This is a genomic window from Vibrio sp. R15-SG3-ISO1B (genome assembly GCF_059833835.1).
The window spans coordinates 1-14,639 of the sequence record NZ_JCBDGG010000047.1; the positions used below are offsets into that span (position 1 = coordinate 1).

Annotated in this window: 6 protein-coding genes; 2 read left to right on the forward strand and 4 right to left on the reverse strand. The window is 49.8% G+C overall.

Annotation, left to right across the window (positions count from 1 at the left end; translation table 11 throughout):
* Positions 1–29: 29 nt before the first annotated feature.
* The gene (locus AC6R0S_RS14335) at positions 30–10,778 is read left to right on the forward strand and encodes an Ig-like domain-containing protein (RefSeq protein WP_500638189.1); all 10,749 of its coding nucleotides are present in this window, start codon (positions 30–32) and stop codon (positions 10,776–10,778) included.
* 110 nt (positions 10,779–10,888) lie between these two features.
* Here AC6R0S_RS14335 and AC6R0S_RS14340 read toward each other — a convergent pair whose 3' ends face one another.
* Positions 10,889–12,082 (reverse strand): class I SAM-dependent methyltransferase, encoded by a 1,194-nt coding sequence (locus AC6R0S_RS14340; protein WP_500638190.1) that lies wholly within the window; start codon positions 12,080–12,082, stop codon positions 10,889–10,891.
* Between the two features lie 166 nt (positions 12,083–12,248).
* Here AC6R0S_RS14340 and yccX point away from each other — a divergent pair, with 166 nt between their 5' ends.
* A complete protein-coding gene (yccX, locus tag AC6R0S_RS14345) occupies positions 12,249–12,521 on the forward strand; it encodes an acylphosphatase (RefSeq protein ID WP_500638191.1) in 273 nt (90 codons plus the stop codon).
* Between the two features lie 31 nt (positions 12,522–12,552).
* Here the strand turns inward: yccX and AC6R0S_RS14350 are convergent, their stop codons facing one another.
* The 3 genes from AC6R0S_RS14350 to AC6R0S_RS14360 all read right to left on the reverse strand — a co-directional run bounded on the left by AC6R0S_RS14350 (position 12,553) and on the right by AC6R0S_RS14360 (position 14,625).
* A complete protein-coding gene (locus tag AC6R0S_RS14350; protein WP_500626442.1) occupies positions 12,553–12,882 on the reverse strand; it encodes a TusE/DsrC/DsvC family sulfur relay protein in 330 nt (109 codons plus the stop codon).
* Positions 12,883–13,024: 142 nt separating this feature from the next.
* Complete coding sequence (locus AC6R0S_RS14355; RefSeq protein ID WP_334555402.1) at positions 13,025–13,687, reverse strand: Bax inhibitor-1/YccA family protein; 663 nt, start codon at positions 13,685–13,687, stop codon at positions 13,025–13,027.
* A gap of 188 nt (positions 13,688–13,875) precedes the next feature.
* On the reverse strand, positions 13,876–14,625 hold the full coding sequence (locus AC6R0S_RS14360) for an amino acid ABC transporter ATP-binding protein (RefSeq protein ID WP_500626443.1): 750 nt from the start codon (positions 14,623–14,625) through the stop codon (positions 13,876–13,878).
* Positions 14,626–14,639: the final 14 nt, after the last annotated feature.

Below are 14,639 nucleotides of genomic sequence, written 5' to 3' on the forward strand. Positions count from 1 at the left end.
CGGACATCACGGTGAACTTCGGCGAAGGCGTGACGTCAGGCACGGCGGAAGTGGTCATCAGCGATGAAGACAACACGACCGGCAACATCACCTTGGCGGTGACCCTGGTCAATGGGGTGCCGAGCGTGGACGGTTACTCTGTGGTGACGAACACGGATGGGACGTACACCATCAAAGACGTGGACGTGAGCGGCCAGAAAGATGGCACGTTGACGGCGACGGCGACGTTCACAGACCAAGACGGCAACACGGTGAATAACATCACAGATGATGTGCAGAAAGACACGGCTTACGGTGAAGAGACCGATGAGCCAGCCGACGGCATCACGCAACCGACGGTGATCATCACCGACAACACGGGCAATAATGCCGGACTCATCAGTGGTACAGAAAAAGCGGACATCACGGTGAACTTCGGCGAAGGCGTGACGTCAGGCACGGCGGAAGTGGTCATCAGCGATGAAGACAACACGACCGGCAACATCACCTTGGCGGTGACCCTGGTCAATGGGGTGCCGAGCGTGGACGGTTACTCTGTGGTGACGAACACGGATGGGACGTACACCATCAAAGACGTGGACGTGAGCGGCCAGAAAGATGGCACGTTGACGGCGACGGCGACGTTCACAGACCAAGACGGCAACACGGTGAATAACATCACAGATGATGTGCAGAAAGACACGGCTTACGGTGAAGAGACCGATGAGCCAGCCGACGGCATCACGCAACCGACGGTGATCATCACCGACAACACGGGCAATAATGCCGGACTCATCAGTGGTACAGAAAAAGCGGACATCACGGTGAACTTCGGCGAAGGCGTGACGTCAGGCACGGCGGAAGTGGTCATCAGCGATGAAGACAACACGACCGGCAACATCACCTTGGCGGTGACCCTGGTCAATGGGGTGCCGAGCGTGGACGGTTACTCTGTGGTGACGAACACGGATGGGACGTACACCATCAAAGACGTGGACGTGAGCGGCCAGAAAGATGGCACGTTGACGGCGACGGCGACGTTCACAGACCAAGACGGCAACACGGTGAATAACATCACAGATGATGTGCAGAAAGACACGGCTTACGGTGAAGAGACCGATGAGCCAGCCGACGGCATCACGCAACCGACGGTGATCATCACCGACAACACGGGCAATAATGCCGGACTCATCAGTGGTACAGAAAAAGCGGACATCACGGTGAACTTCGGCGAAGGCGTGACGTCAGGCACGGCGGAAGTGGTCATCAGCGATGAAGACAACACGACCGGCAACATCACCTTGGCGGTGACCCTGGTCAATGGGGTGCCGAGCGTGGACGGTTACTCTGTGGTGACGAACACGGATGGGACGTACACCATCAAAGACGTGGACGTGAGCGGCCAGAAAGATGGCACGTTGACGGCGACGGCGACGTTCACAGACCAAGACGGCAACACGGTGAATAACATCACAGATGATGTGCAGAAAGACACGGCTTACGGTGAAGAGACCGATGAGCCAGCCGACGGCATCACGCAACCGACGGTGATCATCACCGACAACACGGGCAATAATGCCGGACTCATCAGTGGTACAGAAAAAGCGGACATCACGGTGAACTTCGGCGAAGGCGTGACGTCAGGCACGGCGGAAGTGGTCATCAGCGATGAAGACAACACGACCGGCAACATCACCTTGGCGGTGACCCTGGTCAATGGGGTGCCGAGCGTGGACGGTTACTCTGTGGTGACGAACACGGATGGGACGTACACCATCAAAGACGTGGACGTGAGCGGCCAGAAAGATGGCACGTTGACGGCGACGGCGACGTTCACAGACCAAGACGGCAACACGGTGAATAACATCACAGATGATGTGCAGAAAGACACGGCTTACGGTGAAGAGACCGATGAGCCAGCCGACGGCATCACGCAACCGACGGTGATCATCACCGACAACACGGGCAATAATGCCGGACTCATCAGTGGTACAGAAAAAGCGGACATCACGGTGAACTTCGGCGAAGGCGTGACGTCAGGCACGGCGGAAGTGGTCATCAGCGATGAAGACAACACGACCGGCAACATCACCTTGGCGGTGACCCTGGTCAATGGGGTGCCGAGCGTGGACGGTTACTCTGTGGTGACGAACACGGATGGGACGTACACCATCAAAGACGTGGACGTGAGCGGCCAGAAAGATGGCACGTTGACGGCGACGGCGACGTTCACAGACCAAGACGGCAACACGGTGAATAACATCACAGATGATGTGCAGAAAGACACGGCTTACGGTGAAGAGACCGATGAGCCAGCCGACGGCATCACGCAACCGACGGTGATCATCACCGACAACACGGGCAATAATGCCGGACTCATCAGTGGTACAGAAAAAGCGGACATCACGGTGAACTTCGGCGAAGGCGTGACGTCAGGCACGGCGGAAGTGGTCATCAGCGATGAAGACAACACGACCGGCAACATCACTTTGGCGGTGACCCTGGTCAATGGGGTGCCGAGCGTGGACGGTTACTCTGTGGTGACGAACACGGATGGGACGTACACCATCAAAGACGTGGACGTGAGCGGCCAGAAAGATGGCACGTTGACGGCGACGGCGACGTTCACAGACCAAGACGGCAACACGGTGAATAACATCACAGATGATGTGCAGAAAGACACGGCTTACGGTGAAGAGACCGATGAGCCAGCCGACGGCATCACGCAACCGACGGTGATCATCACCGACAACACGGGCAATAATGCCGGACTCATCAGTGGTACAGAAAAAGCGGACATCACGGTGAACTTCGGCGAAGGCGTGACGTCAGGCACGGCGGAAGTGGTCATCAGCGATGAAGACAACACGACCGGCAACATCACCTTGGCGGTGACCCTGGTCAATGGGGTGCCGAGCGTGGACGGTTACTCTGTGGTGACGAACACGGATGGGACGTACACCATCAAAGACGTGGACGTGAGCGGCCAGAAAGATGGCACGTTGACGGCGACGGCGACGTTCACAGACCAAGACGGCAACACGGTGAATAACATCACAGATGATGTGCAGAAAGACACGGCTTACGGTGAAGAGACCGATGAGCCAGCCGACGGCATCACGCAACCGACGGTGATCATCACCGACAACACGGGCAATAATGCCGGACTCATCAGTGGTACAGAAAAAGCGGACATCACGGTGAACTTCGGCGAAGGCGTGACGTCAGGCACGGCGGAAGTGGTCATCAGCGATGAAGACAACACGACCGGCAACATCACCTTGGCGGTGACCCTGGTCAATGGGGTGCCGAGCGTGGACGGTTACTCTGTGGTGACGAACACGGATGGGACGTACACCATCAAAGACGTGGACGTGAGCGGCCAGAAAGATGGCACGTTGACGGCGACGGCGACGTTCACAGACCAAGACGGCAACACGGTGAATAACATCACAGATGATGTGCAGAAAGACACGGCTTACGGTGAAGAGACCGATGAGCCAGCCGACGGCATCACGCAACCGACGGTGATCATCACCGACAACACGGGCAATAATGCCGGACTCATCAGTGGTACAGAAAAAGCGGACATCACGGTGAACTTCGGCGAAGGCGTGACGTCAGGCACGGCGGAAGTGGTCATCAGCGATGAAGACAACACGACCGGCAACATCACCTTGGCGGTGACCCTGGTCAATGGGGTGCCGAGCGTGGACGGTTACTCTGTGGTGACGAACACGGATGGGACGTACACCATCAAAGACGTGGACGTGAGCGGCCAGAAAGATGGCACGTTGACGGCGACGGCGACGTTCACAGACCAAGACGGCAACACGGTGAATAACATCACAGATGATGTGCAGAAAGACACGGCTTACGGTGAAGAGACCGATGAGCCAGCCGACGGCATCACGCAACCGACGGTGATCATCACCGACAACACGGGCAATAATGCCGGACTCATCAGTGGTACAGAAAAAGCGGACATCACGGTGAACTTCGGCGAAGGCGTGACGTCAGGCACGGCGGAAGTGGTCATCAGCGATGAAGACAACACGACCGGCAACATCACCTTGGCGGTGACCCTGGTCAATGGGGTGCCGAGCGTGGACGGTTACTCTGTGGTGACGAACACGGATGGGACGTACACCATCAAAGACGTGGACGTGAGCGGCCAGAAAGATGGCACGTTGACGGCGACGGCGACGTTCACAGACCAAGACGGCAACACGGTGAATAACATCACAGATGATGTGCAGAAAGACACGGCTTACGGTGAAGAGACCGATGAGCCAGCCGACGGCATCACGCAACCGACGGTGATCATCACCGACAACACGGGCAATAATGCCGGACTCATCAGTGGTACAGAAAAAGCGGACATCACGGTGAACTTCGGCGAAGGCGTGACGTCAGGCACGGCGGAAGTGGTCATCAGCGATGAAGACAACACGACCGGCAACATCACCTTGGCGGTGACCCTGGTCAATGGGGTGCCGAGCGTGGACGGTTACTCTGTGGTGACGAACACGGATGGGACGTACACCATCAAAGACGTGGACGTGAGCGGCCAGAAAGATGGCACGTTGACGGCGACGGCGACGTTCACAGACCAAGACGGCAACACGGTGAATAACATCACAGATGATGTGCAGAAAGACACGGCTTACGGTGAAGAGACCGATGAGCCAGCCGACGGCATCACGCAACCGACGGTGATCATCACCGACAACACGGGCAATAATGCCGGACTCATCAGTGGTACAGAAAAAGCGGACATCACGGTGAACTTCGGCGAAGGCGTGACGTCAGGCACGGCGGAAGTGGTCATCAGCGATGAAGACAACACGACCGGCAACATCACCTTGGCGGTGACCCTGGTCAATGGGGTGCCGAGCGTGGACGGTTACTCTGTGGTGACGAACACGGATGGGACGTACACCATCAAAGACGTGGACGTGAGCGGCCAGAAAGATGGCACGTTGACGGCGACGGCGACGTTCACAGACCAAGACGGCAACACGGTGAATAACATCACAGATGATGTGCAGAAAGACACGGCTTACGGTGAAGAGACCGATGAGCCAGCCGACGGCATCACGCAACCGACGGTGATCATCACCGACAACACGGGCAATAATGCCGGACTCATCAGTGGTACAGAAAAAGCGGACATCACGGTGAACTTCGGCGAAGGCGTGACGTCAGGCACGGCGGAAGTGGTCATCAGCGATGAAGACAACACGACCGGCAACATCACGTTGACGCTGACGTGGGCAGACAACGGCTCCGTCGAGGCAACGGACGGCGACAAGACGTACAGCGTGACCAGCACCGCAGCAGGCCAGTACACCATAGAAGGCGTGGACGTGAGCGGCCAGAAAGATGGCACGTTGACGGCGACGGCGACGTTCACAGACCAAGATGGCAACACGGTGAATAACATCACTGATGATGTGCAGAAAGACACCGACTACGGCCAGGCGGGTGAAGACGGCGCCCCAACGGTCGCGATCACCGATGAGAATGGTGAAGAGGTCATCAACGCCACAGAAACCGCGGACATCACGGTGAACTTCGGCGAAGGCGTGACGTCAGGCACGGCGGAAGTGGTCATCAGCGATGAAGACAACACGACCGGCAACATCACGTTGACGCTGACGTGGGCAGACAACGGCTCCGTCGAGGCAACGGACGGCGACAAGACGTACAGCGTGACCAGCACCGCAGCAGGCCAGTACACCATAGAAGGCGTGGACGTGAGCGGCCAGAAAGATGGCACGTTGACGGCGACGGCGACGTTCACAGACCAAGATGGCAACACGGTGAATAACATCACTGATGATGTGCAGAAAGACACCGACTCTACTGTTAAGCCAGAAATCACAAACATTACCGATGACTCCATATCTTCTGACTACTCGGTTGTCACTCTGCATGGTACCGGTAGTGAAAATGGCAACTCCATTGAGGTATTTGCAAGAGCGTCTAATGGCGAGTACGTATCCATTGGAGTTACTACTGTCGTAAACGGACAATGGACTTTAGACATCTCTAACGAGTCAGCGATCCCTCTAAATGACAATGAATTCCTGTACGCTAAGGAAATCGACAGTGCCGGTAATATCAGCGAGCCGTCAGATACCGTTCACTATTATCACGGTACGTTTAATCCTGCGCAGTCTGAAGCATCTGATGATTTTGTGCTTTTGGGTGAAGGTGATGACCTATTCAAAATTGATCAAGATGACGCCAATGACAAGCTAGTTGCTGATGGTGGGGCAGGTCGAGATACCGCTCAGTTCAACTTTGCATCCAGTGACGCGCAAATCGTTTTAAACACCGATGGGTCGGTTACTGTTACAGAATCAAACGGTGATGTTAATACCTTAATTGAGTTTGAACGCTTTAAATTTACTGATGGTACTAAGACATACACAGATTTATTTGCGCCAGTAGTTACTCTAGCTCGAGATAATGACGATATTATCGACAGTGATAGAACAACGGTTGGTTTTACAGTTGGACTACCGGTTGGAGCAGTTTCTGGTGCGACTTTGATATTAGTTATCGAAGGCGTTGAGTCAGAGTACTCGCTAACAAACGAAGATGTTCAATCAGGCAAAATTGAAGGTTTTGTTTCTGCTTCAGACATTGAAGGTCAAGAGCTCACTATTTCTGCAGAATTAGTATACCCAGGACAAGCCGTAGGTCTTGAGTTTAAGGATACTGATATCCTTGAAGTGAATCAGGGCCCAGTTGCATCTGAAGATTCAGCATCAACGGATGAGGATACAGCAGTTACAATCAATGTCCTTTCAAACGATACAGACGGCAACGGTGATACTCTAACAGTAGCAGGCGCTACAATTTTGAGCGGTCAAGGAACCGTATCAGTGGTCAACAACAAATTGGTGTTTATCCCTGAGCATGATTTTAACGGTGTGGCGGAAATTAGTTACACCATTTCAGATGGTCAGAAAGCAACGTCTCAATCCGTTGTTTCTGTTACCGTCAACTCGGTAAATGATGCTCCTACTATAACAGTGATTGGCTCTGCTTCTGTTTCAGAAGAAGGGCTAGTAGGTGGTAATCGGGATGACGTTGGTCAAGACGATACGACTAATAATCCGTCAGCTAGCGGTACGTTTAGTGTTAGTGACGTGGATGGTGATTCACTTTCACTTTCTATCAAAGGTCCAACTGGAATATTTAGCAATGACTTAGAAGTACAGTGGAACTGGAACTCTGAGACAATGCAACTAATAGGTTTTACCCAAGAGAATACTAGCGTTCTTGTGATTTCGTTAACTGAGGAAAATCAGGGTTCATGGAATTATGAAGTCACGATTAATCAACCTTTAGATCATACCAATGCATTAACTGAGGATGTACTTCAGTTGAACTTTGACATTGTTGTCGATGACGGGACTACGAAGGTTAATTCAGATTTAGTGGTGAATGTCGAAGATGATAGTCCTACCGTTCAGGTCGCGAATGCTGTTGTTGTATCCGTGAGCAACACACCGGACGTCCTAGTAGGTACGATTGATTTCACTGGCAGCGGTAGTGTCGACAAGTTAGCTGTTGGTGGTGTGCTTGTGACTGGTGTTGGGTTCGTCAACGCTTCCACGGGTGAATTGGGGGCGGTGAAAATTAACTCGTCACCCGGCGGTATAGGTGTTCAAAGTTCAGTCAGTCATGGGCATAGTTTAGCCAACGAAGTGGAATTCAGAAATGTGGATGGAGAAGGTGTTTCTGAACAGTTGGTTATTGATCTTGATGGCAAGGTTGCCTATGGAGCGAGTATTCAATTTGAATACATGTTTGGTGACGAAAAAGAGACTGGTGTTGCATTCTTCTATCGCGATGGTGTGCTAGTCGCAACTCAAGAGTTTAGTTCGGACGCCTCAAGCGGCAATTATGCCAAGAATTTTTCTGTATCAGAGGGTGGTTTTGATAAAGTTGTATTACAAGCGACTGACAATGGCAATCTAGTTCGGCATCACGATAACAGTGACTTCACGGTTAAGTCTATTACCTTTATAGGGGCAAGCGAACAGACACCAATCGCGAGCGCGTCTGACTTCGTTGATTTTAGCTATGGAGCTGATGGCGCAGGACACATCACTTTAGTTGGCAGTGACGAGCAGCTGTATACTCAAGATGGTGTGCAAATTCAGCTTTCAGTCGATGCAAGTAACAGTAATCGCTTAGTTGGATATGCTGAAGGCGCAATCGTGTTTGAACTTCAATTTACACCAGCTACCGGTAAATGGGAGTACTACCAATACCAAGTCGTTGAGTCTCCAGAGTCTGACGGGGATATAGATTTTGAGTTTGCAATCACAGACGGCGATGGGGATACAGTGGTTGGAACTTTTGCTGTAGTTCCGCTAGTCGCAGCGAGTGTCGAAAATATCACCTTGACAGTCTCTGAAGAAGGATTGCTGTCAGGATTACAAGACAGTAACGCTAGTCACGGTTTTCAAGATACGACAGACTCTTCAACGTCTGAAGCTGATCTGGTCATGTCGGATAATGTAACACAACTTTCTCTCGGCATACCTTCAGAGCCAATGACAAGTCAGGGTTATTCAGTATCTTGGACATTGTCCAATGATGGGGCAACATTAACAGGCTTTGCCAACGGTCAAGTGGTAATAACAATCTCAGTGGATGGAAATGGTAAATTATCTAGCACGCTCGAAGGGCCGCTCGACCACTATCACCCTGTTCAAGAAGGCGAAGACTCTCTAACGATCGAAGTGCCCGTTACTGTAGCTAATGAGTTTGGTTCGACTGCTACGGCAGTTGCGAGCATTGTTGTTGAAGATGATTCGCCAAATGCACTCCGATTAGAAAATAGCGTAGCTAGTGAACCGAAAAGTGGCGCTAACGTACAGCTAGTTCTCGATATTTCTGGCTCAATGAACACACTTGAGTACGATAGTTCACAAAGCGAAAAAGTTTCTAGACTCGATATTATGAAGGCTTCCGCGTATTTATTACTCGCGCAATATGAAGCGATTGGAGAAACTAGGGTACAAATCATCACATTTAATGATGATGCAAAGGTCGTAGAACATGACAACTCTGTTTGGTTAACGGTTTCTGAAGCTTATCAATATATTGATAAGCTAAGTGCTTCCAATCAGACAGACTATGATGATGCGCTAGCCGAAGCGGCACAACAGTGGAACGTTGAGAGTGGTGGAGTTGCAAAAATCTCGGGCGGCACCAATGTCTCGTACTTCTTATCAGATGGAAAACCTGAAGGTAAAGATGGTCGCAATCGAAACTCGATAGATGACGGCGAGGAGAGAAGTTGGATCTCGCATTTGATTCAAAATGATGTCACTGCTCTTGCCTATGGGCTAGGTTCATCTGTGAAACACGACCAGTTGGACAAGGTTGCTTATGATGGTGAAGCGGAGAAGAATATTGACTCTGTTATCGTAGAAAATGTCTCTCAGTTGCCACCTATTCTGTTGCAGTCAGTCATTCCTGCTGTCTCCGGTTCTTTGACTGTAGGTCAATCAGGTGCTGATGGTTCGTATGTCAGTGAAATAAGTATCCAAGGCGTAACATTCTCTTTCAATGGCACTACTTATTGGAATCACGGTAGCCACTCTGATATTTCACATTCGTTTGACTCAACAACAAATGAGTTAAGTATTTTCGTTGATGCAAAACATTCATTTGTGATTGATATGAGTGACGGAAGTTATCAATTCTATGGGGCAAACGTAGGAAGGCCAGTATATCTACCATTCGGTTATCAAATTACCGATTCAGATGGTGATTCTAGTGTGAACCAACTGGTGTTTACGATAGATGCATCTGATGTAGTCCCTCACCTAGATACAGGAAATGACTCAGTAGATACCGTAAATACTTGTTTTGTTCGTACAGGCGTCGAGTATACGCACTGGAGTTCGTTACATTTAGTTGGCATTCCAGAAACAGGAACAATTTCACACCAAGAAACGGTTGATGGCTTGGTAATTGATGTAGGTGGAGCTGGCGATGAAGTTTATCTAGGGCGTGGAGATGATGTCATCTACCTTGGTGAGAGCCATACCGAGCTTGATATCAACGCGAATATGATAGATAAGCAATTAGCCGCGCAAATTGCGGTTGATAGTTTCGGCTCTGGTGATGATTCTACTATATTGCTCGATGCTAACAGTGAAGATGGTGCTCTTAATGTGTCTGCATCTTCAGATGCCTTTATTGATATTGGCCATGGTGGGGGCGGCAACGATCACATATACGGTCAAGGTGGCTCCGACTTAATCTTCGGCGGTTCCGGTGATGATGTTTTGGATGGAGGGGAGGGCAATGACGCGATTCGTGGCGGCTCAGGAAATGATGTGCTTTTAGGAGACATTGGGAATGACATACTCGTTGGTGGCTCTGGTAACGACCTGCTTGTCGGAGGTTCTGGAGATGACATGTTAACGGGTGGGTCAGGAAGTGACACTTACTCATGGAAAGAAATGGAAACAGCTACCGATCGTGTTACCGACTTTAGTCGTGCTGAAAAAGACGCAATTGATTTGGCTGATCTATTCTCGGATGTCTCGAAAGATGATATTTCGGAGCTACTTAGTGAGTTAGGTGACAAACGCGCAGGAGAAACTGACTCTGTGAAAATATCTGTCACTGGGGATGAACACTCTTCTACCATGGTGATCGAGAAAGGAAATCATACATTAACGGTAGATTTCGATGGAGCCTCTGCATCCGATATCACCAGTAGCTTGATGGACAGCCTTGAACATTTAAAGCACTAAAATAAAAACAGCCGGAGTCAGAAATGACTCCGGCTGTTTTGTGTTACCTGAAATTCACCAATTTCAGTGAGAAACCGCTTTGGTCATCCCGAAGCGGTTTATTTTTAGTGTTATAGCACCTTACACGCAAACCCTTTCAGATAGAAACCTTCTGGATAAGAGCTATCAATAGGGTGGTCGGCCGCTTGTTCAAAGCGTTCAACAAACTTTACTTGGCGACCGGAATCGATAGCGGCGTCAGCGATGACTTTCTGGAATAACTCACCACTCATAAGGCCTGAACAGGAGTAGGTGAGCAGTGTGCCGCCAGGCTTTAAAATTTGCATCGCGAGCATGTTGATGTCTTTGTAGCCATTCGCGCCGGAGGTTAAATTGTTCTTGCTCGAGACAAACTTTGGCGGATCCATGATGACGACATCAAATTGAGTGCCTTGATCTCGGTATTCACGCAATAGCTTGAACACATCTGCATTAAGAAATACCGCGCGTTTCTTAGAGATATCAAACTCGTTTAGCTCGGCATTAAACTTGGCAGTATCGAGTGCTGGCTGAGAAACATCTGCATTGATAACGCGTTTTGCACCCCCTTTGAGTGCATAAAGACCAAAGCCACCAGTGTAGGAGAAACAGTTAAGCACTTCTTTGTCTTTAACGTATTTGGTGGCTTGCTGTCGGCTATCACGTTGGTCGAGGTAGAAACCGGTTTTATGGCCGTTAACAATGTCTACGCTGATTTTGACGCCGTTTTCTTCAATGACAACTGATGGTGGGGGTAATTCACCATGAAGAACTCCGGTTGTTTCCACTAATCCTTCTTTTTTACGCACCGCAACATCTGATCGCTCGTAGATATGGCAATCAGGAAAGACTTCAGTGAGCGCAGAGATAAGCACCGATTTCTGATATTCGGCACCGGCACTTAATAGCTGACAGACCAAATAGTTCTGGTATTTATCGATAGTAATGCCCGGTAAGCCATCAGATTCAGCCGCGATAAGACGGTAACCCGTTAACCCGTCACGTTCGATGACATCTTGGCGAAGCAATTGTGCATCTTGAATACGCTTGACAAAAAAAGCGTGATCAATGGGCTGTTGTTCAAAAGACCATACTCGTGCACGAATTTGAGAATTTGGAGAGTAGGCGGCTTTCGCCAACCATTGGCCATTTTGGGCATAGACATCCACCGTTTCACCGAGCTGGGGTTTGCCTTCGACTCTCTCAATACCGCGCGAGAAAATCCAAGGATGCTTACGTTTTAGTGATTTATCACGGCCTTTCACAAGGTAAATCGCTGCTGTCATTACTGTGCTCATTAGTTTGGAAACAAAGGTCGGGTATTTTCGAGGATGTCACCGGGAAAATCAAATAAAACCCCGTCTATCGAATGTTCGCTGTTGGGAGCGAGCTCAATCCCAAACGGATGACGTTGGTCCATACTGAGATAATAGGCATTGAGAGGATGATATTATGGTGCAGCAATGCAAGCGGTTTATCGTATCGGGGACAGTTCAAGGGGTAGGTTTTCGCTATCACACCTCTTATCAAGGAATGACTCTAGGGCTAGCCGGCTACGCGAAGAATTTGAACAACGGTGATGTTGAAGTGGTCGTGTGTGGTGAGGAAGAGGCCATTGAACAGATGGCCTCTTGGCTAACGCACGGTCCCAAAACGTCACATGTGGAGTCAATGATTTCGGAACCGTTAACCTATCGAGACTTTAAAGGGTTTGAAATTCTCTGATGCCATCCATGACTACGTACTAAGCAGGTGGCTATAGGCATTTCGCTGGCTTGGGTAATCCGGCTAATTTTGTCGCTTGTTTGGCTGGGCCTTGTTTAAACAGCTTAAACAGGTATTTACTGTTTCCTTTCTCTGGACCATGTGCTTTTTCCATCGCTTTGACGAGCATTCTGACCGCAGGCGACGTATTAAACTCTTCATAGAAGTGACGCACAAATAAGATCACTTCAAGGTGGGCATCGGTCAGTTCTATTCCTTCCATTTCAGCCAAGGTGGGGATCATCGCTTCCTCCCAATCCTTATGATCTTTGAGGTAACCTTGTGCGTCAGTCTCAATCGTTTTGCCCTTGTATTCGAACATCTTATTACCTTGCTGGATTCAAAACGGCTATAGGTTAGCGTAGCTTTGCACATGACACAATCCTAACACTTCGCGGGGCGGTCATAACAAAAAGCCCCAACATAATGTCGGGGCTCTAAACGATGTTGCTATTGCGAGACGATTAATCGTCGTTCATCACACCTAGAATGCTCAAAAGGCTGATGAAGAGGTTGTAGATAGAAACGTACAAGCTCACTGTTGCTGAGATGTAGTTTGTCTCACCACCACGAACGATTTGCTGCGTCGTTAGCAAAATCACACCGGTAGAGAAGAGGACAAACATACCGCTCATTGCGAGGTACAACATCGGCATTTGCAGGAAGATGTTCGCCACCATGCCGATAAGCAAGACAACAAAGCCCGCCATAAGCACGCCACCTAGGAAAGAAAGGTCACGTTTAGTGGTTAGTGCGTAAGCAGAAGCGCCAAGAAACGCCAATGCAGTACCACCTAATGCGGTAACGATAACATCACCCATGCCTGCGCCAACATACGCGTTGAGAATCGGACCGAGTGTGTACCCTAGGAAGCCAGTGAATAGGAATGTAAATACCAAGCCCATGCTGTTATTGCGGTTTTTCTCCGTTAGGAATAGCAGACCGTAGAAGCCGACCAGCATGATGATAAGGCCAGGGCGAGGTAGATTCATCGCCATAGACACACCAGCCACGACCGCTGACCAAAGCAGGGTCATAGAAAGGAGTGCGTAGGTATTACGCAACACCTTATTGGTTTGTAGAGCACTTTCTTGTGTAGAAGTGCGGGTAAACATAGGACTGTTCATAATCTTCCTCGTGAAGTTTTATGTTTATACCGACATATATGAGGCTTATCAGTAAAAAGATCAAGCCCCAAGGAGTCTAGTCGTTAGTAAAATAATAATAGAAATAGAAACTTAAGTATTTTGAAAGATGTAACACAATATAACAATCAAAAAAGGGCGACCGAAGTCGCCCTTTGCTTACCCATCAATCAATGATGGAGAATTTGTGCTAGGAAGTTTTGAGTTCGATCAGACTGCGGATTTTCGAAGAAGTCTACAGGGTTGTTTTCTTCGATGATTTCGCCTGCATCCATAAAGATGACCCGATCGGCGACCTCTTTCGCAAACCCCATTTCGTGGGTAACACAAAGCATGGTCATCCCTTCACCGGCCAGTTCAACCATAACATCCAACACTTCTCGTACCATTTCTGGGTCGAGTGCAGACGTGGGTTCGTCAAACAGCATCACTTGCGGGCTCATACACAACGAGCGAGCAATCGCAACGCGCTGCTGCTGACCACCAGAGAGCTGACCTGGGTATTTATCCGCTTGATCAGGAATCTTTACGCGTTCAAGGTACTTCATCGCGACGGCTTCCGCTTCTTCTTTTGGCATCTTCTTAACCCAAATCGGTGCTAGCGTACAGTTTTCTAGCACAGTGAGGTGAGGGAAGAGATTGAAGTGTTGAAAACACATACCGACTTCGCGTCTGACTGCCTCAATGTTCTTGAGGTCTTCTGTCAGCTCGTTACCAGAAACGATAATTTGCCCTTTCTGGTGTTCTTCTAAGCGGTTAATACAGCGAATCATCGTGGACTTACCAGAGCCTGACGGGCCACAAATAACGATTTTTTCGCCTTTTTTGACATTGAGGTTGATGTTTTTCAGTACATGAAACTCACCATACCACTTGTTCATATCCTTAAGTTGGATCATGTAATCTTGTTGTTGCGTCATAATACGTCCTTGAG